General features: G+C 65.7%; 20 protein-coding genes. 11 read left to right on the top strand and 9 right to left on the bottom strand.

Features of this window, described 5'->3' with window-relative positions; genetic code table 11:
• Nucleotides 1–56 precede the first annotated feature (56 nt).
• Nucleotides 57–881, top strand: a complete 825-nt coding sequence (gene map, locus CO675_RS24780) for a type I methionyl aminopeptidase (RefSeq protein ID WP_050426054.1) — start codon at nt 57–59, stop codon at nt 879–881.
• Between the two features lie 188 nt (nt 882–1,069).
• On the opposite strand, the gene CO675_RS24775 is transcribed toward map, so the two are convergent.
• Nucleotides 1,070–1,789: a DNA-3-methyladenine glycosylase I gene (locus CO675_RS24775; protein WP_097674454.1), complete on the bottom strand. Its 720-nt coding sequence runs from the start codon at nt 1,787–1,789 to the stop codon at nt 1,070–1,072.
• 119 nt (nt 1,790–1,908) lie between these two features.
• On the opposite strand from CO675_RS24775, the gene radC reads away from it, so the two are divergent.
• The 6 genes from radC to CO675_RS24745 all read left to right on the top strand — a co-directional run bounded on the left by radC (nt 1,909) and on the right by CO675_RS24745 (nt 10,604).
• A complete protein-coding gene (gene radC, locus CO675_RS24770) occupies nt 1,909–2,622 on the top strand; it encodes a RadC family protein (protein WP_097674488.1) in 714 nt (237 codons plus the stop codon).
• A 63-nt stretch (nt 2,623–2,685) separates the two neighbouring features.
• Entirely contained in the window at nt 2,686–4,047 is a 1,362-nt protein-coding gene (locus tag CO675_RS24765; protein WP_097674453.1) for a prenyltransferase, read from the top strand.
• A 236-nt stretch (nt 4,048–4,283) separates the two neighbouring features.
• A complete protein-coding gene (glgX, locus tag CO675_RS24760) occupies nt 4,284–6,398 on the top strand; it encodes a glycogen debranching protein GlgX (RefSeq protein WP_097674452.1) in 2,115 nt (704 codons plus the stop codon).
• 274 nt (nt 6,399–6,672) lie between these two features.
• Nucleotides 6,673–8,538, top strand: coding sequence for a sigma-54-dependent Fis family transcriptional regulator (locus tag CO675_RS24755; RefSeq protein WP_097674451.1), 1,866 nt, complete (start codon nt 6,673–6,675; stop codon nt 8,536–8,538).
• A gap of 231 nt (nt 8,539–8,769) precedes the next feature.
• Nucleotides 8,770–10,203: a tetratricopeptide repeat protein gene (locus tag CO675_RS24750; RefSeq protein ID WP_245452903.1), complete on the top strand. Its 1,434-nt coding sequence runs from the start codon at nt 8,770–8,772 to the stop codon at nt 10,201–10,203.
• A complete protein-coding gene (locus CO675_RS24745) occupies nt 10,203–10,604 on the top strand; it encodes a hypothetical protein (protein WP_097674449.1) in 402 nt (133 codons plus the stop codon). The genes CO675_RS24750 and CO675_RS24745 overlap by 1 nt, the downstream gene beginning before the upstream one ends.
• 9 nt (nt 10,605–10,613) lie before the next feature.
• Here CO675_RS24745 and CO675_RS24740 read toward each other — a convergent pair whose 3' ends face one another.
• From CO675_RS24740 to CO675_RS24725, 4 genes are all read right to left on the bottom strand, one after another.
• Nucleotides 10,614–11,369: an SDR family oxidoreductase gene (locus CO675_RS24740; RefSeq protein ID WP_097674448.1), complete on the bottom strand. Its 756-nt coding sequence runs from the start codon at nt 11,367–11,369 to the stop codon at nt 10,614–10,616.
• A gap of 315 nt (nt 11,370–11,684) precedes the next feature.
• Nucleotides 11,685–12,239 (bottom strand): flavin reductase family protein, encoded by a 555-nt coding sequence (locus CO675_RS24735; RefSeq protein WP_097674447.1) that lies wholly within the window; start codon nt 12,237–12,239, stop codon nt 11,685–11,687.
• Nucleotides 12,240–12,321: 82 nt separating this feature from the next.
• A complete protein-coding gene (locus CO675_RS24730) occupies nt 12,322–13,422 on the bottom strand; it encodes an LLM class flavin-dependent oxidoreductase (protein ID WP_097674446.1) in 1,101 nt (366 codons plus the stop codon).
• A 224-nt stretch (nt 13,423–13,646) separates the two neighbouring features.
• The gene (locus CO675_RS24725) at nt 13,647–16,001 is read right to left on the bottom strand and encodes a mechanosensitive ion channel family protein (protein WP_097674445.1); all 2,355 of its coding nucleotides are present in this window, start codon (nt 15,999–16,001) and stop codon (nt 13,647–13,649) included.
• 326 nt (nt 16,002–16,327) lie between these two features.
• Between CO675_RS24725 and CO675_RS24720 the strand changes: the two genes are divergently transcribed.
• A complete protein-coding gene (locus CO675_RS24720; protein ID WP_097674487.1) occupies nt 16,328–18,055 on the top strand; it encodes an ATP-dependent Clp protease adaptor ClpS in 1,728 nt (575 codons plus the stop codon).
• A 24-nt stretch (nt 18,056–18,079) separates the two neighbouring features.
• Here the strand turns inward: CO675_RS24720 and CO675_RS24715 are convergent, their stop codons facing one another.
• The gene (locus CO675_RS24715) at nt 18,080–20,170 is read right to left on the bottom strand and encodes a tetratricopeptide repeat protein (protein ID WP_198964728.1); all 2,091 of its coding nucleotides are present in this window, start codon (nt 20,168–20,170) and stop codon (nt 18,080–18,082) included.
• Nucleotides 20,171–20,508: 338 nt separating this feature from the next.
• Here CO675_RS24715 and CO675_RS24710 point away from each other — a divergent pair, with 338 nt between their 5' ends.
• The 3 genes from CO675_RS24710 to CO675_RS24700 all read left to right on the top strand — a co-directional run bounded on the left by CO675_RS24710 (nt 20,509) and on the right by CO675_RS24700 (nt 24,189).
• The gene (locus CO675_RS24710) at nt 20,509–20,973 is read left to right on the top strand and encodes an Rrf2 family transcriptional regulator (RefSeq protein WP_097674443.1); all 465 of its coding nucleotides are present in this window, start codon (nt 20,509–20,511) and stop codon (nt 20,971–20,973) included.
• Complete coding sequence (locus CO675_RS24705) at nt 20,960–21,778, top strand: class I SAM-dependent methyltransferase (protein WP_245452902.1); 819 nt, start codon at nt 20,960–20,962, stop codon at nt 21,776–21,778. Before CO675_RS24710 ends, CO675_RS24705 begins: the two co-directional genes overlap by 14 nt.
• A gap of 299 nt (nt 21,779–22,077) precedes the next feature.
• Nucleotides 22,078–24,189, top strand: a complete 2,112-nt coding sequence (locus CO675_RS24700; RefSeq protein WP_245452901.1) for an Ig-like domain repeat protein — start codon at nt 22,078–22,080, stop codon at nt 24,187–24,189.
• Nucleotides 24,190–24,246: 57 nt separating this feature from the next.
• On the opposite strand, the gene CO675_RS41100 is transcribed toward CO675_RS24700, so the two are convergent.
• The 3 genes from CO675_RS41100 to CO675_RS24685 form a co-directional block, all read right to left on the bottom strand.
• Nucleotides 24,247–24,423, bottom strand: a complete 177-nt coding sequence (locus tag CO675_RS41100) for a hypothetical protein (RefSeq protein WP_198964727.1) — start codon at nt 24,421–24,423, stop codon at nt 24,247–24,249.
• A 90-nt stretch (nt 24,424–24,513) separates the two neighbouring features.
• A complete protein-coding gene (locus CO675_RS24690) occupies nt 24,514–24,798 on the bottom strand; it encodes a hypothetical protein (protein WP_097674440.1) in 285 nt (94 codons plus the stop codon).
• 77 nt (nt 24,799–24,875) lie between these two features.
• Nucleotides 24,876–25,280, bottom strand: a complete 405-nt coding sequence (locus tag CO675_RS24685) for a DUF3597 domain-containing protein (protein WP_198964726.1) — start codon at nt 25,278–25,280, stop codon at nt 24,876–24,878.
• Nucleotides 25,281–25,574: the final 294 nt, after the last annotated feature.

Raw genomic sequence — 25,574 nt, 5'->3', positions numbered from 1 at the left:
CCGATCATTAAATTAGAGCCTGAAATCAGCCCCTTGCCCGCAGAAACATCCCGCCCATGAGCTATATCGACGCCACCGACACCTCGCTTCGCAAAACCGGCCAGATCAAGCTGCACGGACCGAGCGGCTTTGCCGGCATGCGCAAGGCAGGCGCCTTGGTGTCGAAATGCCTCGACGCGCTCACCGACATCGTCAAGCCGGGCGTCCCGACCTCGGTCATCGACGAGTTCGTCCGCAAGTTCGCCTTCGACCACGGCGCCTATCCGGCGACGCTGATGTATCGCGGCTATCGCTACTCGACCTGCACCTCGATCAATCACGTGGTCTGCCACGGCATGCCGGGCGACCGCCCGCTGAAGGAAGGCGACATCGTCAATGTCGACGTCACCTTCATCGTCGACGGCTGGTACGGCGATTCCAGCCGCATGTATGCGATCGGCGCCATCGCGCGGAAGGCCGAGCGGCTGATCGAGGTGACCTATGAGGCGATGATGCGCGGCATTGCCGCCGTCAAGCCCGGCGCCACCACCGGCGATATCGGCCACGCCATCCAGAGCTTCGTCGAACCGCAGGGCATGAGCGTGGTGCGCGACTTCTGCGGCCACGGCCTCGGCCGCCTGTTTCACGACGAGCCGAACATCATCCATATCGGCCGCCCCGGCGAGGGCGCGCCGCTGAAGCCCGGCATGTTCTTCACCATCGAGCCGATGATCAATCTCGGCAAGCCGCATGTGAAGATCCTGTCCGACGGCTGGACCGCGGTGACCCGCGACCGCTCGCTGTCGGCGCAGTTCGAGCACTCGGTCGGCGTCACCGCCGACGGCGTCGAGATCTTCACGCTGTCCGAGCGCCACGGCGAGAAGCCGTGGGTTCAGGTGTAGCGCTTGTTACACCTCTCCCGCTTGCGGGGGAGGTCGGATCGCATCGATAGATGCGATCCGGGTGTGGGCTCTCCCCCTGGAGAGAATCTCGCTCGTGGCAACACCCCCACCCCAGCCCTCCCCCGCAAGCGGGAGAGGGGGCGCAATTCCGACGCCGTTGCTACTCAGTCTAACTTCATCACGCTCTATCAGTAATCGCTTCGCGTACGATTCTCGATCTCCTCGGGCGTGTGGTTCTCGCCGATCGACATCGCGCAGATCCGCGACAGGTGCAGATAGGACAGCCCGGTCTCCTCCGCCCAGGCGTTGAACTGCGCCTGCACCTTGGCGAGATCGCGCTTCGACTTGACCTCCTCGGCAATGTCGAGGCCGGCATCGCGCAGGCAGGCAACGACATCGCGCGAGGTGACGAAGCCGTCCCAGCCGAGAAAGCGCAGCAGCATCTGCCCGGTGTTGCCGCCGAGCCGGCTGCCGCGCTTGGCCAGCAGATCCAGCAGCCCGATCTCGTCCGATGACGGCCAGGCTGCGAGAAATTTGCCGAAGCTGCCGTGCTCGCGCGCGATCTCCTGCACGAAGCGGCCATTGTCGCGCACCGACATGATCTTGGCGCCGTTGCGCACGATCCTGGTGTCGCTCGTCAGCTTCTCCCAAAATTCGTCGGGCTTGAAGGCGAGCTTGGCGGGCTGGAAGCCGAGGAAAGCCGCCTCGAAGCCCTCCCATTTGGCGTCGATCACGCTCCAGGCGAAGCCCGCGCAGAACACGCGCCGGGTCATCTCGGCCAGCACGCGGTCGTCGCCGAGCTTTGCCAATGCCTTGGCACCCGCCGGCGGCCGCAGCAGTTTTTCGAGCGCCTTCGGCCCGCCCTTGCGCTTCTCGGCGCGCGAGCGGATCACCTTGAATGACGTCACGCCGCTCTCCCCTTTTCGATTTCGTTGCAGGCAACGGTAATTCGCCCCTCGCGTCGTGGCAAACCGGGACGTTGCATCGGCCCTTGCAAAACGCGGCGGGCACGGCATGGTTGTGGCCGATGCCCGCCAAAACCGACGCCAGCAACGACGACACCAGTGAGACGCCGCATTATCACGGCCATCGCGAACGGCTGCGCGAGCGCTTCTACGCAGCGGGGCCGGACGCGCTGACCGACTATGAGCTGCTGGAGATGGCGCTGTTTGCCGCCATCCCCCGCCGCGACACCAAGCCCCTGGCCAAGGCGCTGTTGAAGAAGTTCGGCTCCTTCGCCGAGGTCGTGCATGCGCCGGTGGCGCGGCTGCGCGAGGTCGAAGGCGTCAAGGACGCCTCGATCAACCAGCTCAAGCTGCTCGCCGCGGCCGCAGATCGGATCGCCAAGGGCGAGATCAAGCGCAGCGTCGCGCTGTCGTCATGGAACGACGTCATCGACTATTGCCGCACCGGCATGGCGTTCGCCGACAAGGAGCAGTTCCGCCTGCTGTTCCTCGACAAGCGCAACCAGCTGATCGCCGACGAGGTGCAGCAGACCGGCACTGTCGATCACACCCCGGTCTACCCCCGCGAAGTGATCAAGCGCGCGCTGGAATTGTCCGCGACCGCGCTGATCCTGGTGCACAATCACCCCTCCGGCGACCCGACCCCGTCGCAGGCCGACATCCAGATGACGAAGGCGATCGTCGATGTCGCCAAGCCGCTCGGAATCGCCGTGCATGATCACATCATCGTCGGCAAGAATGGGCATACCAGCCTGAAGGGGATGCGGTTGATGTAGTCTCGCTGCGTTGAGACCATCGCCATTCCCCTCAACCAAAGCGTCGACACGGAGAAGCCGATCATGTCGAATGGTCCCAGCGCGGTTCTCTCTTTCGACGAGATCGACGCGATTGCGCGTGATGCCGTTGCAGAAGGACAGGCGGACCGCAAGCAGGCTGCATCGCGGAAGATCCAACCGCTCCGAAAGGCCCAACGCCACCAGCCTGAGGCGGCGATGGCGTTGTTATGGATTGTCGACGAACGAAGCCTCACGAGGGAAGCGGCGGCCGACATTCTTGCAGAGATCGCCGACGCCCACGATGACGACATAGCTATCCTCTCGCGGCTCGGCATGTGCCTCGAAGCCGTCCGCGACATCGACGATCTGAATGCGCCGCCGCCGGAGCACCCGGTATTCCAGACGATGGTCACAAGGCTGGACCGTCTGACCGCGCGCTACGAGGGGCAGCCTGAGCAGGAGCAGGTCCTGCGCGGGCTCGCCACCGCGGCGCGAATGATGGCGCGCCAGCACGATGCGATCGCCGAGGACAGCCTTCGGAGACTGATCGAAATCGATCCGCAGAGGAGCGCACATCACTACAATCTGGGGCTGTTCTACAAGACGCGCGGCAGGTTCGCAGAAGGCGTGGTGGCAAACCGCGCCGCTGCAAGCTTGTCTCAGGAGGCCGTCGACAGCACCGAATGGAACCTCGGCATCTGCGCCACGGGCGCAAGGGACGCGGCGACGGCGTTGGACGTGTGGAAGCGCATGGAGCAGAAAATCGAGCCTGGACGCTTCAGGTTGCCGGAGGGCGGATACCCGGCTTGCAAGGTGAGGCTTGCCGCGCTTCCGCTCGCTGAGCGGACGGCAGATCGTGATGACCCTGGCGAAGAGGAGACCGTCTGGATCGAGCGGTTGTCTCCGTGCCATGGCATTATCCGCAGCGTGCTGTACGGCGATGTCGGCGTCGATTATGGCGATGTCATCCTCATGGACGGCGCGCCGATCACGCATCACACCTACGGTGATGAGCAGATCCCGGTCTTCCCGCATCTGGCAACGCTGCTGCGCCGGAACTATCAGTTCTTCGCTTTCGCAGGCACGCAGGAGACGCCACGGCAGTTGGCCGACATCAGCGGAGAGCTGGACGGGGACGTCGTGATCTATTCGCACTCGGAGAGCGTCAAGATCATGTGCGCAAATTGTTGGCGTAACCCCGATCTCGATCACGCTGAGCACGCGACGATGGAAAAGCACGTCGTCACCGGCCGCATTGCCGCGCCTCCCGACATCGCGCCCGCGCAGCTGCTGGGCATGATCGACAAGGTGATCGCAGAACGCGGAAGCTGCCAGCTCTATGCGCCCGATCTTTGCGCTGCGGCAGGACAATCGGCGCGCGAACGGATCGACCGCCGGCGGTTTGCAATGCTGACGGGCAACTAGCGCTATATTTGAAGGCGGCTGATGTAGCCCCTGTCGTCCTGGCGAAAGCCAGGACGACGCCGAGTGTGCCGACGCCCTTGGACCAAACATCGGCATTCTTGCGACATGACGCACTCGGCCTGCCCCAACCGTCACACGATCCATGACAACTGCCGCTAAAATCACCAATGCAACGTTTTCCGCGCGGCGGCGTTTGTTGCAGGTTGAATTGATGGCTTCCAGGCTTGGGGGACGCGATGTCCGATTTCGTGATTGAGGAAGGGCTGCCCTATCCGCTCGGCGCCCATTGGAGCGGCCACGGCACCAACTTCGCGGTGTTTTCCGCCAACGCCACCAAGGTCGAGGTCTGCCTGTTCGACGGCGAGCGCGAGACCCATCGCTTCGAGCTGCCCGAATATACAGACCAGGTATTTCACGGCTTCATCAACGGCGTGCAGCCCGGCACGTTCTACGGCTATCGCGTGTACGGCCCCTACCAGCCCGACGGCGGTCACCGGTTCAACCCGAACAAGCTGCTGCTCGATCCTTATGCCTGCGCCCATGCCGGCGGCCTGACCTGGAATCCGGCGGTGTTCGGCTACAAGATGGAATCGGGTGACGACCTGACCTTCGACGAGCGCGACAGCGCGCCGTTCATGCCAAAATGCGTGGTAGTCGATCCCAATTTCGACTGGGTCCAGGAAGCGCAGCGACAGGACGTGCACTGGGACGAGACCATTGTCTACGAGACCCACGTCAAGGGCTTTACCAAACAGCATCCGGGCATCCCTGAAAACCTGCGCGGCACCTATGCCGGCTTCGGCGCGAACGCCGCGATCGATTATCTCAAGGCGCTCGGCATCACCTCGGTCGAGCTGCTGCCGGTGCATTCCTTCATCAACGACAGCAATCTGCTGGAGAAGCACCTCACCAATTACTGGGGCTACAACACGATCGGCTTCTTCGCTCCGGATCCGCGCTATGCCGCCGATGTGCCGAACAGCCTGCGCGAATTCAAGGAGATGGTGTCGCGGCTGCATGGCGCCGGGCTCGAAGTCATTCTGGATGTCGTCTACAACCATACCGCGGAAGGCAATGAGCGCGGCCCGACGCTGTCGTTCAAGGGCATCGACAATGCGAGCTATTATCGCCTGCTGCCCGACAAGCGGCGCTACTACATCAATGATACCGGCACCGGCAACACGGTGAACCTGTCGCACCCGCGGGTGATCCAGATGGTGATGGACAGCCTGCGCTACTGGGCCGGCCACATGCACGTCGACGGCTTTCGCTTCGATCTCGGCACCATCCTGGCGCGCGAGGTCTATGGCTTCGACGAGCAGTCCGGCTTCCTGAAGGCGATGAACCAGGACCCTCTGCTCGCGACCGTCAAGCTGATCGCCGAGCCCTGGGACTGCGGCCCCGGCGGCTACCAGGTCGGCGGCTTCCCGCCGGGCTGGGCGGAATGGAACGACAAGTATCGCAACACGGTGCGCGATTTCTGGCGCGGCGAGGCTGGGCCCGGCGCGCTCGCACCGCGGCTGCTCGGCTCGCACGACGTGTTCAACCGCGAGGGCCGCCGCACCTGGGCCAGCGTCAACTTCATCACCGCCCATGACGGGTTCACGCTGAACGACTGGGCGAGCTACAACACCAAGCACAACGAGGCCAATGGCGAGCACAACAACGACGGCTCGTCCGACAACCACTCCTGGAATTGCGGCGCCGAGGGCCCGACCGACAACCCCGAGATCCGCACTTTGCGCGAGCGCCAGAAGCGCAACATGCTGGCGACGCTATTGGCCTCGCAGGGCACGCCGATGCTGCTCGGCGGCGACGAGTTCGGCCGCACCCAGCGCGGCAACAACAACGCCTATTGCCAGGACAACGACATCTCCTGGTTCGACTGGAATTTCTCCGACGACGCCAACAAGCTGCTCGCCTTCGCAAAGCGGATGATCAAGCTCAGGCGCGACTATCCGATCCTGCGCCGCAGCCGCTTCCTTTCCGGCGATCGCGATCCGCAGCTCGAGATCCGCGACGTGGTCTGGATCAGTACCTCGGGCGTGGAGATGACGCAGGCCGATTGGAGCACCGGCTGGATCAAATGCTTCGGCGCCGTGCTCGACGGCCGCGCGCGCAAGACCGCGATCGCCCGCGCGGGCGAGGACGACACCGTGCTCGTGATCCTCAACAGCTATGAGGGCGAGGTCGACTTCAAGCTGCCGCCGACGTCAGCCGGCCCGCACTGGTCGCTGCTGCTCGATACCAACGCGCCGGAGGAGCCGGCAGGTGCGCAATTTGCGTTCGAGAGTACGTACAAGGCGGCCGGGCGTTCGTTCGTGCTGCTCACGGCCGGTGAGGTGAAGTAATCCCGCGACCCGGATTTCGCTACGCTTCGTCCGGGCTACGGAGCTCCTCCCTCCCCTCGAAAGGGGCGACGGAATCCATTCCTCCGCAGAACCGGCGGCCTGATGGATTCCAGGCGCGTGCATCGCACGGCCTCAGATGCCCAATTGCGCATCGGGGAATGACGGATAGCGACCGCCCCTCCCTCCAAGGTCCCCTCCCGCGACCCCGTCGGCCAATTGACATTCGCCGTCGGGGTGCCAGACTTCGCGGAAAATGAGGGGTGGAGACCTCTGGATGGCCAATCTTTCGGCCTCAAATCACGTCGCCCGTGTCTTATCGGCGGCCAATCAGGTGGCCGGCGTCGACACCGAGGCGCGGATCGCCGCGTCCTGGCGGCGCTGCGTGGTCAATCACAACCTCGATCCGGCCCGGCGCGGACCGCCGCAGACCCTGACCGAAGCCGAGGTCCGGCACATCGCCGAACCGATGGAGGATTTGATCCAGGTCGCGATCCCGGAACTCGAGGATCTCGCCCGGGTGCTCCACGACTCCGGCTACTGCGTCAACCTCGCCGATCCCAACGCGACGATGCTGGTGAGCCGGCTGCCCGGGGGCGACTACGCGCGGATGTTCCTGGAGTGGAAGATCTACACCGGCTCGAATTTCGCGGAGACTTTCGAGGGCACCAACGGGCTCGGCACTGCGCTCGCCGAGCAGCGGCCGATCATCGTGCATGGCGACGAGCATTTCCGCGAGCAATGGCACATGTTCACCTGCGCGGTATCGCCGCTGTTCGATCATGCCGGGCGGCTCGCCGGCGCCGTCAACATCTCCTCGTGCCGCAGCGATCTCGGCCGCAGCGCGCATGAACTGGCGCTTGCCGTCACCGCGGAGGCGACTCGGCGGATCGAGCAGTCGTTCTTCCGCCGGCGCTACCGCGCCTCCTGGATCGCGACACTGCCCGGCGACGGCCATGGCATGCTCGCTTATGACGACGATCGTCGCGTCGTCGGCGCCTGCCGCACCGCGCGCGGGGTGTTCGGCCTGACGGATGCGATGATCGACGACGGCATCGACCTGTCGCGCCTGATCCAACTGGATGATCGCGCGGCGCGGGCCGTGGACGAACAGGTCGCGCTGCGCCGGGCCGACGGCACGCCATGGGGCCGTGGCCGCGTGGCGCCGCCGGTGCGCGCGCGTGTCTCCCGTTCGCTGCCGGCACCGTCGCACGAGACGCCGGCCGGACAGTTTTCCGGCCTGCACCGGCTCGCGGGTCGCGATCCCGTGCTGATCAAGGGCGTGAAGCGGCTGATGACGGTCGGTAATCTCGATCTGCCGATCCTGCTCCGGGGCGAGACCGGCGCCGGCAAGGACGTGTTCGCGCGCGCCATTCATGCGGCCAGCAATCGCGCCGGCCGCAACTATGTCGCGCTGAACTGTGCTGCGATGCCGGAGAGCCTGATCGACGCCGAGCTGTTCGGCTACGAGGCCGGCGCCTTCACCGGCGCACGGCGCGAGGGATCGAAGGGGCTGATCGTGCAGGCCTCTGGCGGCACGCTGTTCCTCGACGAGATCGGCGACATGCCGCTGTCGCTGCAAACGCGGTTGCTGCGCGTGCTTGAAAATCGTGAGGTCTGGCCGCTCGGCGCGCTGAAGCCCGTACCCGTCGACATCCGCCTGATCAGCGCCACCCATCGCGATCTCGCGCGGATGGCCGAAGACGGCAGCTTCCGTTCCGATCTGTACTACCGGCTGCGCGGCATGGAGATCCGGCTGCCCGCGTTGCGCGAACGCGCCGACCGCAGGGACATCATCACGCAGATCGCCGACGAGGAAGCGCCGCACTGTCGCATCTCGGCCGATGCCTGGACCCAGCTGATGGCCTATCCGTTCCCCGGCAACATGCGCCAGCTCCGCCATGTGCTGCGGCTCGCGGGCGCCACCGCCGAGGGCGGCGCCATCACCGAGGCCGATCTCGATTTGCCGCCGCTCGGCACGCGTCATGTGGAGACCGATCACGCGGCGGCCGAGCGCGCCGCGATCGTCGAAGCCTTGCGCGCCAATGACGGAAGAGTGACGGACGCCGCCAAGGCGCTCGGGCTCAGCCGCGCGACGTTGTACCGGAAGATCAAGGCGTTAGAGATCGAGCTGGACAGCTAGATCCGAACAGCACCCGTTGTTCCGGCCGTGCGGGAAAGGTGCTATCTTACGTCTTTCATTCAACGCCACGGAGCGGGTCCCATGATGCGGTTTCCCCTCGCTGTGGTCGTTGGCCTCATTGCCGCGACCATTTCGCAGCCTGCTGCTTCGGATTCTACTGAACAACGATTGGGTAAAGTCCATTTTGCGACGTCCTGCAAACCGGAGGCGCAGGAACTATTCGATCGCGCCATGCTGTATCAGCATTCGTTCTGGTACAGCGCATCGCGGCGCACCTTCGAGGAAGTGCTGGAGGCCGACCCGCAATGCGCCATCGCCTATTGGGGGATCGCGCTCAGCTATCTCTACAATCCGCACGGGCCGCCACCGCCCGAAAACCTTCCGCTCGGCCTCGAAGCCGCCAGGAAAGGCCAGGCGCTGGGTGCGCAGACGCCGCGCGAGCGCGAATACATCGACGCGATCGCCGCGATGTATGTCGACTACGACAAGGTCGATCACCGTACCCGCGTGCAGCGATTCCTCGCGGCCGAAGAGCAGGTCGCAACGCACTATGCCGACGATGACGAGGCCCAGATCGCCTATGCGATCACGCTCAACGTCGCGGCATCTCCAACCGACAAGACCTATGCCAACCAGCTGAAAGGCGCGGCGCTGCTCGAACCGATCTTCAAGCGCCAGCCCGAGCATCCGGGCATCGCCCACTATCTGATCCATTTGTACGACTATCCGACACTCGCGGAGAAGGGCCTCCCCGCGGCAACGCGCTATGCCAAGATCGCCGAACGCGCGCCGCATGCCCAGCACATGCCGTCGCACATCTTCACCCGTGTCGGCTACTGGAAGGAGTCGATCGCCTCGAACAAGGAATCCGCGCGCATCGCCAAGGAAGATGGCGAACAGCAGGATCAGGCGCACGCGATGGACTATCTGGTCTATGCCTATCTTCAGCTGGGCCAGGACAAGGAGGCGCGCGCGGTGATCGACGAACTCGGCAAGCTCGCGTTCAAGCAGGACCGGTTCGCCGGGCCCTACGCGGTGGCGGCAAGCCAGGCCCGCTATGTGTTCGAGCGCGGCGACTGGAAGGACGCTGCTGCGCTCCAGGTCCGTCCGACCAAGTACGCCTATGCGGACGCCATCACCTATTTCGCGCGGGCGGTCGGCGCCGCGCGCTCCGGTGACCCGGCGGCCGCCAAGGCCGATATCGCCAAGCTTGCCGAGCTGCGCGACGGACTGAAAGACGCCAAGGATGCCTACTGGTCCAACATCGTCGACATCCAGCAGCAGATCGCGAGCGCCTGGGTGCAGTACGCCGAAGGCAAATATGACGAGGCGCTCGGCGCGATGAATGCCGCCGCGGAGGCGGAAGACAAGACCGAGAAGCATCCCGTTACCCCGGGACCGCTGGCGCCGGCGCGCGAGCTCTATGCCGCCATGCTGCTCGATCGCGGCAAGGCCGCCGACGCGCTTGCCGCCTACGAGGCCGTGCTCAAGAAGGAGCCCAACCGGCTGGCGGCGTATCTCGGGATGATCAAGAGCGCCAAGGCTTCCGGCGATCAGGCCAAGACCCGGGAATGCGCTGATCAGATCGCCCGGCTTACCGCGGATGCCGATCTGTCGCGGCCCGAGCTGATCGAATTGCGACAGACAACCGGAAGCAAGCTGTGATGCCGCTGACGACATGGCGCAACGGTGCGGCGCTGCTCGGCGCCGTTGCGCTCTGTCTTTGCCACGTGCCGCCGCTCGGCGCGATGGAGATCCTCGGCCAGGCCGGCGTGCTCGGCGAATGGGAGCTGACCGGGCATCTCACCGAAAGCGGACCGGGCACGCCCGGGCAATTCTCCGGACCGCTGAAGATGAAGCATGTCGGGATCTGCACGCTGGACGGACCGGAGGAGCGCGCCGGAGAGATCCGGCTGCAACTCACGGGTGCGGATTCGCAGGTGACGGCCGAGCTGGTGCTGGACGGCGCGCCCTGCACCTACAGCGCTCGCAAGACGCACAATTACGAGGGCACGCTGTCCTGCGAGGGTCGCGCGCCCGTCCCGCTGCTGGTGTGGCTCAAGTAGCTGCTACCGTCAGGCTGCCGGCCGCGAGCGGCGCAGCCAATCGTTCAGATCGATGCGGCCGAGGCGCGCCTCGCCCAACGGCACGAGGGAGTGCTCCTCGACCCGGCCGCCCCAGTAGAGGGCGTCAGGGTCTCGCACTACCTGACGCGGATCGCCGATCGTCTTCAGGTAGCGGGCGACGATTTCGTTGAATGGCGCGCGTTCCGGTCCGGCAATCTCGACGATGCCGTTGCGCGGCGGCTCGAGCGCCACATCGGCCACGAGGGCGGAAACATCCTCCGCCGCGATCGGCTGGAACAGGCCGGGCGAGAGCCTGATGGTATTTCCAACTGCACCCGCATCGGCGATGGCTCCGACGAATTCCATGAACTGAGTGGCGCGGATGATGGTGTAGGGGATGCCGGAGGCCTGGATGAGTTTCTCCTGGGCGACCTTGGCGCGGAAGTATCCGTTCTCGGGCGTGCGGTCGGTTCCGACGATCGAGAGCGCGACATGGTGCCTGACGCCGGCCGGCGCCTCCGCCGCCAGAAGGTTGCGGCCGGAGGCCTCGAAGAACGCCATCACCGCCTTGTCCTCGAATGATGGCGAGTTGGCCAGGTCGATCACGACAGTCGCGCCGGACAGTGCCTCCTTGAGCCCCTCGCCGGTGATGGTGTTGACGCCGCTCTTCGGCGAAGCGGCGACAACGTCGTGGCCACGCTGGCGCAGAATGGCAACGGTCCTGGAGCCGATCAGTCCGGTGCCGCCGATCACAACGATCTTCATGATTGGGTCTCCCTTGTCGATGACTAGAGATTTGCCGATCTCGGGACGCGCTTGTGGTTCGAGCTTGCTGGCGGCAAGCGCGATGAGCGCCGCGGTTGATCGACAAATCGATGAACGTTGCGTGCCCGCAAGGCGAGATCACGCGGACGTCTGGCTGACGAGGAGAGTTGAAGAACCGCGCCGCCGTATCGATCGCTCCTGCATGCGCAACGACAATTATATCATGCCGCTCGCCTTGATGGCGCGTTCGACAAATTGATCAGGATTGGTCAGCAGTGCTGATTGACTCGGAGAGGCGTGCCGCCCGCCGCCGCTTCAGGAAAACTCGTTCCAGCTGACGCGCCGCGCGTCGAGGTCGCCGAGCACGACCGGATCGTGGATGTTGCGCACGCTCTGGAAGCCGGAGCGCAGATAGATCAGCGGATCGATCGTGGTCGCGGCGCGGACATGCTGGACCTCGCCGATGAAGATCGAATGGGTCTTGGTCTCGAGCTCCTGCGTCAGCACGCAGTCGAACGCCGCCACCGCATCCTCCAGCACCGGGGCACCGGTTGCGCCGGTGGTCCAGCGGCCGAACGCAAAACGGTCGTCGCCGTTGACGCCCTTCTGGCCGGAGAAGGTCAGCGCCAGCAGCGCGTGGTCCTCGTTCAGGAAGTTGATGACGAAATGGCGCTCCTCGCGGATACGGGCGTGCGCGCTGGCATTACGGTTAACGCAAACCAGAACCGAGGGCGGATTGTCCGACAGCGAGCAGGCCGAGGTCACCGTCAGGCCGGTGCGCTGCCCGGTCTCCGAGCCGACCGTCACCAGCGCGACCGCGCCGGCGCAATGGCGCATCGCCTGCTTGAAACTCTGTGCGTCGACCGTCATGCCGCAACCCCGGTACTGAAATATATTTCCCTCAAGATATGCAAGGCGGGATGCGAGGCAAGCCCCGCACCCCGCCTAGCTGTCATGCAGCCTTCTCGAACTCGGCGCCGAGATGCTTGAGCCGCGGCATCACCTCGTTCTTGAGCAGGTCCAGCGAGTGCCGCCAGGCCTCCGGCTTGTGCTTGTAGTCGAAGCCGAACACGCAGAGCACGCCGAAGCCGCCGACCTCCTGATAGATCTTCTCGATCTTCTCGGTGACGGTCGCGGGCGAGCCGACGATCCAATTCCGGCGCGCGCAATATTCGACGGTGACGTCGCTGTCGGGCACGTCGGGGGCGTGCTTCAGATAGTCCTTGAAGCCGAAATGGCCGAGCAGCGGCAGGAAGTACTCGCCCATCATCCGGCCCATCATGTCGCCGGTCGACAGCCTCCACGCCTCCTCATCGGTATCAGCCACGAACACCTCGCGCACCAAGCGCCAATCCCTGCGGCTCGGCTTGCGGCCGGTCTTAGCCGCGCCGGCTTCCACCGAGTCCCAGTGACTGCCGACATAGGCCGGGTTGAGGTTCAGACTCATCGGGATGAAGCCGCGCTCGCCGGCGAGCTTCAGCGTGTCGGAATTCTTCGACAGGCCGGCGACGCCGATCGGCGGATGCGGTCCTTGCAACGGTTTGATGTGCGGCTTGAGGAAATCGAACATCGTGTCCGGCTTCGACACCGTCCAGTACTTGCCCTTGTGCGTCCAGGGTCCGGGCTCGGACCACATCTTCAGGATGATCTCGAGCGCCTCGCGGGTCATGTCGCGGTTCTGGCCCGACATGCCGTCGACATTGAACATCGCCCAGTCGCTCGGCAGGCCCGAGGCCGCGACGCCGAAGTTCAAGCGCCCGTTCGAGAGATGATCGAGCATTGCGACGCGGTTGGCGAGCTCCGCCGGGTGATGATACGGCAGCAGGAAGCCGCCCGGCCCGATGCGCAGATTCTTGGTCTGCAGCAGCGCCTGCGCGACCAGCAGATCGGGCGACGGGTGCGGCTCCCAGGGTGCGGTATGATGCTCGCCGATCCAGGCTTCCTGATAGCCGAGCTCGTCGAGCCAGCGCAGCGTCTGCAGGTCCCAGTCGTGGCCCTCCTTCAATCCGCACTCCGGCGGGTGCGAGGGCATGGTGAAGTAGCCAAGCTCCATGTGCGTTTCCTTCCTTCGCTTGAGGTTTAGTCATGCAATGCGTCTTGCCGCGCATTCGAAGATGCGTTGAGCAAGCGCTGTGCCAGCGTGGAAATCGCAGGAGAGGAAGAAAAAGGCGCGTTTTCGGCCAAGTGCAAGCCATGCCCCGAGCCCAGCGAGACCCCTTGCCGTCTCATCGTCGCGAGACACTGTCGCAACGATGAGACGGAACGCGGTGTCGCAGATCAGCCCGCCGCGCGGCGCGGCAGCTTGTTGGCATCCGGCTCCGACGGCGCGGGAAGCTGCATCAGGATGGTCTGGCCCATCGAGGCGATCTCGATGCCCTCCTCCTGGAAGCGCCGCTTCATGCGGCGATTGAACTCGCGCTGCACCGCCCAGCGGCCGCTATCGGTGCAGCGGATCTGGCCAACGATGGTCACGACCGAGCCGTCGACCTTGTCGACGCCCCACAATTCGAGGTCGCCTCGAATGAATGCGCGATACGCCGTCTCCTGACGCATTTGGGCGACGATGTCCTTCAACACCTCGCCGGCGCGATCGGTGTCCTCCTTGTAGGACACATTGACGCTGACCGCGGCGTTACCGGCGCCGCGGCTGGAGTTGGTGATCGTCGTCACCGCGCTGAACGGCACCACATGCACCGAGCCGTCGCCGGCGCGCAGCCGCATGGTGCGGATCGAGACGTTCTCGACTACGCCCGACAGGCCCGACACCGTGACGGTGTCGCCGACCTGCACGGTGTTCTCGATCAGGAGGAACAGACCGGTGATCAGGTCCTGCACCAGTTTCTGCGAGCCGAAGCCGATCGCGATGCCGACGATGCCAGCGCCGGCGAGCAGTGGTGCGACATTGACGCCGATCTCGCTGAGCGCGGTGAGCCCGACCACCGCGACGATCATGCAGAACAGCGCGGTACGCAGCATCGGCTGGAAGGTGCGCAGGCGCGCCGCGCGGGCGTAGTGCCCCTCACGCGACAGCGTATCGATCTGCCGGTCCATCAGCGCATTGGCGACTTCCCAGATCACGGCCGCGGCGAGCGCGGCGATGCCGATCGTCACCAGCGCCGAGATCAGGCGAGAGCCGATCTGGCCGCCGTAGAACCAGACGATGGCGTCGACACCCCAGACCTCGAGCAGCGCGACGAAGCCGATCAAGGCGATCACCGTTGTCACCACCTTGCGCAGCAGCGGCAGGTAGCGGTTGGCGCGCGTCTCGAGCCCCGGAAAACGTTGCATCAGGTCCGGGCTGATGCGGAAGCCGCGATCGATCAGGCTCAGCACCACCATGGTGACGAGCCGGGTGACCAGCAGCACCGCGACGGTGCCGACAAAATATTGCAGCAGCAGCGAATAGCCGTTGCGGATGTTGAGCGCCCACACCGCCCACAGTGCGAGGTCGAGCGCGATCGCCAGCACATGCCAGAGTGACGCGAGACGGTTGCGCGTCCGCGCCGCAACGCCGGTGCGATCGGCCGGCGCGCGGATGACATCGGCGACCTGCCGGCGGCACTGCAGGATGATGACGACGATGAAGAGATGCACCACCAGCATCACGAGCCGGATCAGCGCGGCATAGCCGGCGCGATGCAGCCCGAGCAGCAGCGCGACATTGGCAAAGGCGATGCCGGAGACGCCGACGGCGACGATGCGCCGCGCCCAGATCTCGATATAGGCTGCGGTCTCGGCGCGGACGCGGAACAAGCCGAAGGGGCCGGCCAGCGCGCGCACCGCGCAGATCAGCACGCGCGAGAACACATAGGCGTTGACGACGGCGAGGATCACGAGGCGCGTGGTCGACTGATCGCCGATCTCGGTGCCGAGCAGCGCGGTGGCGATGCCGCCGAACACGACCACCGGCAGCAGTTCGAGCAGCAGGCGGCCGAGCACGAAGGGCAGCCGGACCAGCGACTGCCAGGCCCGCGCCAGGCTGAGCCGGCGCCGATGCAGATCGGCCTCCGGCGTGACGTCGGCAACCGACGACGGCGGATCGGCGCTGGCAAGCGCCTGCACCGGCACGCGCGCGGTCTGCGGCAGCCGCGTTTCGAGGAACGCAACCGGCCGCTTGATCAGGCGGAACACCACCCATTCGGCAGCTAACGCGCAGCCGAACACCAGCACCAGCTTCCAGGCGATATCGATCAGGAGGCCATAGGCGTCCGGATCATTGGCGGTGCGCACAAACCAGTAGTAGAACGCCGGAAAATGCGTCAGCGTGCGCGCGACGTCTGCGACCTCGCGCGACATCTCGCCGACCTGCTCCGACACCATCAGCAGGAGCTGCGCACCGAGGCTGTCGGCGGTGAGCGGGATCGGCGAATGCTGCTCGGGTGCCGGCTCCGCGGCCGCCGGCTGAGCAGCGGCCTGCGGCGAGGCCTTGGCGATGGCGCGCAGCGTGTTGATGATCTCGCCGCGCTTCTTGTCGTCCTGCAGCGTCTCGAGCGCGCGCTTCGCCTGCTCCGGTGTCAGCGTGTCGCTGGTACCGGGTTGCGGCGGCGCCGGCTTGGCGGCCGGCTGCGCAAGCGCGGGAGAGACGAACAGGGTGAGGACGAGAAGGATCGCAAAACGAAATGTGTGCGACACGAGGGCCTCTTATTAAAAGTCATTGCGCGACGGCTCATCCCTGGAAGGAATCAGCTCTCGCGCTCGCGCCATGTCGGATCGCTCCTTTTCGCCCCGATGATGTGTCGGAAGTTTGCCGTTGCAGCGGCCATGTTTTGGCATTTGCCGCAACACAATCGTCACAAGTGTTGAGCGGCGTTTACGCATGCAAGGCGGTTCCGGCTGCGCCGATCGATCGACGCACCACACGCCAGGGATGAGGCGGCCGAATCTTTCGCTTGACGCAGGCCCGCAACCATGATGTTCTTATTTTGTTCTTTTGGTTCCGATTGCGTTTCGAGGTGATCATGCACGACGTGTTCAGCGACGACGGTCCGGTCCGGCTCTTCATTCATGATGACGACGAAACGCCGCTGGAGTTCGTGCAGGATCTGTTGCGTACGGTGTTCGGGAAATCCGAGCAGGAAGCCATTGCCTGCGCCGCCTTGATCGAGGCCAACGGCGCTATTCCCTGCGGCCCCTATCCGGGACCGGTCGCACGGGCCATCTTCAACTCGGCGAAATGGCTGATCCGCTCCAACGGCCAGCCGTTGATGATCAGCACCGAATCCGCCGATGCCAGCCGCCCCTGCGATCTCTGCGAAGCCCCGCGGGCCGTGACGGAGATTCTGATCCCCGGTACGACGACTGCATCGCTGTGCAGCGACTGCCTGCTCGCGGCACGCCGCAGCTCGGAAGACTTGCCGGGCGAGACGTTTCGATCCGCTTACGTTGCGCTCGACTGGCATTTTGCCGGCGTGCCACGCAACCTGATCGTGACACGGGCGCGACAGTTTCCGGGCCACATGCGCGCCGATGTTCAGGTCGCGATCGACAAGCTGCTCACCGATCCGATCCACTTCTTCGGCATCCATGAGGAATATCGCTACGAGACGCTCGACTTCGCGGCGCTGATGAAGGCTGGCCGCAATGCACCGGCGATCGCGCCGCCGCAATATCGCGATGTCGATGTCGGCGAGGCCGAGCCGGTGAAGTGCCTCGTCAATGGACTATGGCTGTGCCGAACCGGCGAGTTGCGCTACGCCGTGCTGCTGACATTCTATCGCGAATACAATCACGAGCCGTCGCTGCGCATTGAGATTGCGTTACCTGCCGGCGCGGCCGGCAATGCTTTCGTGCAACGCACTTTCGCCGAGCTGGAAACGGCTGTGCATGCGGCGCGCTCCTATCGCGGCAAGATCCTGTCGCTGGAGGATGGCGCCAATTATCGCGGACGTTCGCGTGGTCTGACCGTGCATCGCCTGCCGACGGTCGCCCGCGACGACGTGATCCTGCCGGACCGGACGCTGCGGCTGCTCGACCGCAACGTGCTCGGCTTCGTCGAAAGCCGCGATCTGCTGCGCAAGCTCGGGCAGTCGACCCGCAAGGGCATCCTGCTCTACGGCCCGCCCGGCACCGGCAAGACCCACACCATTCGCTATCTCGCCACCAATCTGCCTGATCACACCACGCTGATCATCACTGCAGAGCAGGTCGGCCTGCTCGGCGCCTACATGAACCTCGCCCGCCTGCTGCAGCCGGCCATGGTCGTGATCGAGGATGTCGACCTGATCGCCCGCGACCGCGAGGACATGGGCGGGCCGTGCGAGGAATCCCTGCTCAACAAACTGCTGAACGAGATGGACGGCCTGAAGGAGGATTGCGACATCCTGTTCCTGCTGACCACCAACCGCCCCGAGGAGCTCGAGAGTGCGCTGGCCGGCCGGCCCGGCCGCGTCGACCAGGCGATCGAGGTGCCGCTGCCCGACGAGACCGGACGCGACAAGCTGATCAGACTCTATGGCAAGGGCCTGCCGCTCGAGCAGCCCGTCATCGACGAGGCCGTCCGACGCAGCGAAGGCGTCAGCGCCGCATTCATCAAGGAGCTGATGCGCCGTCTCGCCCAGGCCAGCATCGTCAGCGACGGGCGGATCACGACATCCGACCTCGACGGCGCGGTCTGCGAAATGCTGTTCGACGGCGGCCGACTCAACGCCAAGCTGCTCGGCGGCGCGCAGGGAATGAGCGCAACGTGACTGACCGGAAGCCTCGGCTGGTCGTCAGTCGCGGGACGTCTGTGGCAGCAGCAGGTCCCGCTCCCCTCGCGCGACCCGTGCAAGCGCGTCGGACATTCGCGTCAACACGCCCTCCCAGGCCTGCGGTCTGTCCTGGCGGAACAGCCGCATGGTCGGATACCACGGCGTGTCGGCGCGATCGCGCAACCAACGCCAGTCGAGCGCATAGGGGCACAGCATCCAGACCGGGCGGCCCAGCGCGCCGGCGAGATGCGCCACCGAGGTGTCGACGGCGATGACGAGATCGAGCGCGCAGACGGCCGCCGCGGTGTCGGCGAAATCGCCGAGCGTCGGCGCGAGGTCGACGATATCAGCACCGAGACGCCGCAGCACCGGGGCATCGTCCGGCCGCGGCTCCTTCTGCAGGCTGTAGAGCTGGACGCCCGGTGTGACCAGCCGCGGCAGCACGGCATCCGCCGGCACCGAGCGCTGGCGGTCGCCCTTGTGCCTGGCATTGCCGGCCCAGACCACGCCGACCTTCAGCGCGGACACGCCGGCGAGCGCCTCGCGCCAGCGCGCGAGCTTGGTGGCGTCCGCCTGCAGATAGGACACGGCGGCGGGAATGGTCTCGACGGTGGTGCGGAAAATCCGCGGCAGGCTGAGCAGCGGCAGTTGCAGGTCGAACGGCGGCAACGGCTCGCCGCGCGCGAACACCGCGATATCGGGCAGCATCGGCCGCAGCAGCGAGACCAGCGCCGGCTGCACCTGCAGAATGATCCGGCCGCCTCTGCCCGCCAGCATCGGCACATAGCGGACGAAATTGATGGCGTCACCGAGCCCGTATTCGGCAAACAGCAGCAGCGTGCGTCCCGCCAGCGGCTCGCCCTGCCATTCCGGCTCGTCGAACACCGGATCGCCTTCGCTGAGCATCTTGGTCTTGCGGCGCCACTGATATTCTTCAAAACCCTCCTCGAACTCGCCGTTCATCAGCAGGAAATGCGCATGGTTGTAATGCGCCAGCGGCTGCTCGGGATCGAGCGCGATGGCCCGGCGCGAGGCCACCAGCGCCGCGTCGATCTCGCCGGCATTGCGCAGCGCGACCGCAAGATTGGCGTGGCCCTTGGCGTAATTGGGTTCGAGCTCGACGGCCCGCCGATGCGCGGCGACCGCCGCCTCGACCAGATTCTGCGCCTCGAAGATGATTCCAAGATTGGTGTGCGCGGCGGCATAGTCCGGCTTGAGCGCCAGCGCCAGCTCGGCGCAGCCGATGGCATCGTCGACCTGTCCGAGCTCGAACAGGCAGGCGCCGAGATTGTTGAGGATGACGTGATCGGACGGATCGCGGGCCGAGACTTGCCGATAGATGCGGACCGCCTCCTCGCGCTCGCCCAGCTCGTGCAGCACCATGGCCAGCAGGCGCCGCGGCGCGAAATTGTCGGGATCGAGCGCGATCGCCCGGCGATAGTGCAGGACTGCGTCCTCCAGCCGGCCGAGACGGTAGAGGGCCGCGCCGAGGCCGCTATGCAGGCCCGGATTGTCGGGATCCGCGCCGAGCCCGCGGCGATAGGCGGTGGCGGCAGCATCGTGCTTCTTCTGATCGGTCAACGCATTGCCGAGGTTGAGCCAGACGCCGCGATAGGCCGGATCGCGCGCGATCACCTCGCGATAGGCCTGCTCCGCCTCGACCGGCCGCTGCTGCCCGGCCAGCGCAACGGCGAGGTTGAACCGCGCCCGCGTCAGGCCGCCATCAAGTGCGATCGCGCGACGAAACGCTGCCTCGGCCTCGTCAAAGCGCGACAGCTCGCACAGCGCAACGCCGAGCTTGATGTGCAGGCCGGCATCCTTCGGCCGCAATGTGACGCCGCGCTGGAACGCGGCCACCGCCCCCTCGTGCTCGCCCTTCACGGCGAGCGCATCGCCGAGCGTGGCGAACGCCGGGCCGTGATGCGGATCGAGGCTGAACACCCGGTTCAGCAGCACCGCGCCTTCGGCGGCGCGGTCGGTCACGAAGGCGATGACGGCGGACAGATGCAGCGCCGGAATATGGTCGGGATCGGCGCTCAGGATATCGCCGCACAAGGTGCCGGCCTCCATCGCGCGGCCCGCGCCATAATGCGCCACCGCATCCAGCAACATCCGATCTACAGCCACACTGCCCACGATACCGCCCCCGCCTCTCAAGACCCCGATGGGGATTAAACGGGCGGCGGCGGGAATTCCGGCACGGGAATCCCGATTGAAGAAGCATGACCTGGGTGCAGTCCCGATCTCTTCTCTTTCCCCTGAAAGGGAAGGTCGGGATGGGGGTCAGCCGCACACCGCCGCTGACGGAGAGAGTGATCCCCGCCCGCTTGGCTCTGGCGCGCAAAGCTACCTCCTCTTTTCCAAGAGGAAGTGGAGGGGCGACCAGGAACGACGAACCGCCCGTCATCTCCCTCTTGACGTCCACCCCATCATGCAACATATGAAGTTACATGATACGCGATAGCCGTCTATCCGGTGTCCTGCATGGCCTTCTCCACATGATCGGAGCGGGCGAACCAGTCACCTCGGAGCAACTTGCGCAGGCGATGGCCACCAACCCGGTCGTCGTCCGCCGCGTGATGGCGGGCCTGCGCGAGCAGGGCCTGGTCCGCTCCGAGAAGGGCCATGGCGGCGGCTGGACGCTCGCACGCGATCCCGCCGACATCACGCTCGCCGACATCTATCGCGCGGTCGGCGCGCCCACGATCGTCGCGATGGGCCATCGCTCGGAAAATCCCGGCTGCCTGGTCGAACAGGCCGTTAACGATGCGCTGTCAGGCACGTTTCGCGAGGTCGAGGCGATTTTCCTGAAGCGGCTCGGCGCGGTAACGCTCGACGCGCTCGCGAAGGACTTCAAGCGCCGCCTCGCCAAACACAAGCAAAGCCTCGAGGACCAGATTCATGCAGCCAAGTGAACAGGCGAAGCCGCTTCCGTTCAACGATCCCGCACACTGGGACAAGATGGTCGCGACCTACGAGGCGCAATCGCAGCCGTTCACGACACACTTCGCCGAGGCCGCGGTCGCGATGCTCCCGATCGGCCCGTCGACGAAGGTGCTCGACGTCGCCACCGGTACGGGGGCCGCTGCGCTTGCGGCCGCGCGCCGGGGCGCCGACGTCACCGCGATCGACTTCTCGGCCGGCATGGTGGCACGGGTCCGCGCGCATGATGTGGCGAATATCGATGCACGGCAGATGGACGGCCAGGCGCTCGACCTGCCGGATGCCGCCTTCGATGCGGCGGTGTCGGTGTTCGGCGTGATGCTGTTTCCGGACTGGCGCGCCGGGCTGCGCGAGATGGCGCGGGTGACACGGCCAGGCGGATCGGCGGCGATTGCGGTCTGGAAAAGCGCCGACGGCGCCGCTGTGCATCTGCTGCTCTCGCAGGTGATCCGGCGGCTCTATCCCGACAACGTCACGCCGATGCCGTGCACGGGCCTCGCCGAACTCGCCGATCCCGGCCGCCTCGCTGCGGCGGTCGTCGCGGCCGGCTTCTCCGGCCCGGCAATCGCCGAGATCACCCACGACTTCAAGCTCAACGTCGCCGATCCTGCCGACGTCGACAAACTGTTCGAGTTCATGCCGCATTGGAGCGGGCTCGATGCGGACCAGAGCGCCGCCGTTGCACGCGCGTTCCGGAGCGAGATCGAGCGCGGGCGGGTCGGAGACACCTTCGCGATTCCCTCGACCGCGCTGATCGCGACGGCGCCGCGGCCGTAGCCGCGACGGTCCCGCAGCAAGCGCCTCATGAGACGGGTGCGTTATCAACGACCCACTTTGCGTGCGCTGAATGCGAATGACGGCCTGCTCGCAGCAATATCGTGCGCTAGCGGCTTCTCAAATCGTGCAATGACGTAGCAGCCCAGCAACGCCGCGTTACAAAAGCCGATGCGTGCGGAGATTCCGCGGCGTGCCGCGCGAGCCGCGTACTACAACAAACCCGTATTTTTTGAATGTGCGCCGATTCCGCAGCGGGGGCCGGTGCGACGGGGGTTACCTTGTTGCCGATTGCAAATTTCATGCGGACTCGTTTCCGCTTCGCCGCCTCGCGTCTTGCATTCGACGTCCGCACCAGACTGCGGCCGATGGCGATCGCGCGACACGCCGGATGCGCCCTCGCCCTGATCGCCGCCACGCTGTTCAGCCAGGTCGCCGCGGCCAGCTCGCCGCCGGCGGTGGTCTCGATCTCCCCGGCGACGGGGCCCGCGGCGGGCGGCACCACCGTTATCATCGCGGGCGGCAGCTTCAACACCGCAACCGCCGTGCACTTCGGCGCCGCCAGTGCAACGAGCTTCGCCATCGATTCGAACGAGCAGATCACCGCCGTTGCGCCGGCGGGTACCGGCACGGTCGATGTCACCGTCACCAGCCCGTCCGGGACGTCGTCCACGTCTCCCGTGGATCGGTACACCTACGTAGCATCCGCGCCGACGGTGACGTCGATCTCGCCGACCGCAGGCCCGACCAGCGGCGGAACGACGGTCATCATAACAGGCACAGCCTTGACCGCTGCGACGGCCGTCACGTTCGGCGCAACCCCTGCAGCCGGCTTCACCGTTAATTCCAGCACCCAGATCACGGCGACCTCGCCGGCGGGAACGGGAACGGTGGATGTCACGGTGACGACGGCAGTCGGGACCTCGGCGACATCGGCTGCGGACCGCTTCACCTTCGCAGCAACAACGACGACCCAGACCGCACTGACCTCGTCGCAGAATCCGAGCAATCTTGGCCAATCGGTCACCTTCACGGCGAACGTCACCGCCGCAGCAGGAACGCCGACCGGCACAGTGACCTTCAGCGACAATGGATCGCCGATCGGCAGCGCGACGCTCGCGGCAGGCACGGCAAGCTTCTCGATCGCGACCCTCAAGATCGGCAGCCACACCATCACGGCGAGCTATGCCGGCAGCGGCGCGTTCAATGCCAGCACCTCGCCTGCGCTGGCGCAGAGCGTGAATGTCCCGACCGACAGCGTGAAGCTGCGGGCATTGCAGATCGACATCACCAAGCTGGTGGCGCAGAACTCCGGCCAGGCGATCTCGGGCGCGATCGACAACGCGATCTCGGAAGGGTTCAGCGAAGACGGCAGCTTCATGACGCCAGGCGGCGCCGGCATGCGTTTCAACTTCGCGGCCGATCCGTCAGACGGCGTGGCGCAGGCCGATGCGACGGGGAATCGCAGTGCTTACGCGCCGGATCGCGCTTCCGGCGCACCCGGACGCAGCAGCGGCAGTTCGCGCATCGACAATGCGTTCGCGGCGATCGATCAGCAGATGCCGACCAAGGCGAAGCCCAAGGCCTACCGCGAGGCGCGCGACTGGCTGTTCTGGATCGACGTCAGGGGCAGCGGCATCGACCGCTGGTCGTCGCCGAACTCGCCGGGTGTCGGCACGACGGGCTCGTCGATCTACGGCAGCCAGCTCAATGCCCTGATGGGACTGACCTACCGGGCAACGCCGAGCCTCCTGGTCGGTGCCGTCGCCGGCTATGAGACGTTCAACTACACGGCCCAGGACATCAACGGAAAGCTCACCGGCGATGGCTGGACCGCGGGCACCTATCTCGGCTGGATGATCACGCCGGCGTTGCGCTACGACGCCGCCGTGACCTTCTCGCAGATCGGCTACAATGGCGTCGCCGGAACGGCGCAGGGCAATTTCAACGGCGACCGCTGGATGTTCGCGACCGGGCTCACCGGCAGCTACAGGATGAGCAACCTGCTGGTCGAGCCGTCCGCGCGCCTCTACACGTTGTGGGAGCATGAAAACGCCTATGTCGACACGCTCGGCACGCTGCAGACGGCGCGTGACTTCGTCACCGGCCGCGCATCCGGCGGTGTCAAGCTGAGCTATCCGCTGGCAACGATCGACGCCGCGGTGGTCTCGCCCTATCTCGGCATCTATGGCGACTACTATTTCAGCAAGGACGACGCCGCGGCACTGGCCGTGAGCGGCATCCCGATCAACCCGACGCTGGTGCTGGAGGGCTGGTCGGCCCGCGTCACCGGCGGGCTGAACACGAGGCTCGCGGGCGGCACGATGCTCGGCCTCGGCGCGGAGTATGGCGGCCTCGGCGGCACGGCCCGGATCTGGACGTTCTCGGCCAGGGCGCGCGTGCCGTTCAACTGATTGAAGGCGGCACCACCGGCTCGCATCCGCGCCGATGCGGATCCATCGGTGGCGCTCTTACTTGCGCTGACGCTTGTCGTCGCCCGGCTTCTCTCCTTCACTCGGCGGCTGCAGGCCGGGGCTGTTGGCCCAGCGGTCGAGATCCTCGATGACCCGCCGGTGGCTCGGCCGCAGCGACGGCGGACCGCCGGGCTCCTGAGACAATTTTCGGGGCAGCTTGACCTGTTCTGGCATGGCGAGGCTCCAGAGCTGGGTGGTGTGCGGGCCATTCACAGCGACCGTGACGCAATGCGTGGATGGTCGATCGCAACGAAGGCGCGAAGATTATTTGTGATCTGCCGGATTCGCCGGTGCTGTGACCTGCTGAGCGGGAGCGGCCTGCTCCCACGGCGCCGGCAGGATGACCCGCGCCGGCGGCAGGTTCTGCGCGGCGCGCTGCACACCGGCATCCGCGTTCGCCGGCCGCGGCTCCTCGCTGGCGCTATCGGCGCGGGCGATGGCGATGGTGATGCCCATCGCCATGATCGCGAGGCCGAGTCCCGTGCCGATCGAAGCGGCAACGACGCCAGTCCGTGGCCTGTTCAGGATGGCAAGATGAGATGAGGTCATCACAACTGCTCCTCACGCAATACACATGGTTCGGAGCCGTGCGGGATGTGACCGTCGCGCACGGCTCGAGGTGGCGATCAGGTCTTGATGTCGGCCGGCAGCTTGCCGCCATTGGCGGCGAGCTTGGCCATCACCTGCTGATGCAGCCAGACATTCATGGTAGCGGTGTTGTTGGTATCGCCGGTGTAGCGCAGCTCCCTGGCGAGCTCCTTGCGCGCAGCGAGGCTGCTGTCGAGGCCGAGCGCCTTCATCAGGTCGACGATCGAGGTCCGCCAATCGAGCTTCTCACCGGTGGCAGCCGCCGCCTTGTCGACGATCGCCGCGACGTCGACCGTTTGCGCGGCGGGCGTTCCAGGCGCGGTGGATGCGGCGGTTGACGTCGTCGCCGGCGATGCTCCCGGCGCAGCCGTCGTGGTCTCAGGTGTTTTGGCCTGGGCACCGTGGCCGAAGATTGCACCCATGATGCTTCCAAAAATGCTCATGATCTCTCACTCCGTGCGCCCGGGACACCGTTGGTCTCGTGGCTGGTTCCAGTGACGAGTGGACGATAGGCAGGCCATTGGCCGAGTGGAAGATGACCATCGTCACTATCGGAGTGTGGGACGGCGTGGTGCAGTCGGGGAGAGATTCGTGCGGTCATGCACCGCATGTCGCGCGCGTTTCATCGTACGCCCCACGTGCGATGAAGTCAGCCGTCCCGGCCCGATTCGCCAGCCCCGAGAAGTCGGGACGGCTGACACAAACCTGCGCCTCAGTTTTTTGAGAAGAGCGTTGTC

The organism is Bradyrhizobium sp. C9 (genome assembly GCF_002532045.1).
Taxonomy (GTDB): Bacteria; Pseudomonadota; Alphaproteobacteria; order Rhizobiales; family Xanthobacteraceae; genus Bradyrhizobium.
Note: the sequence above shows the minus strand (reverse complement) of the source record. Positions and strands in the feature narration are given on the sequence as shown.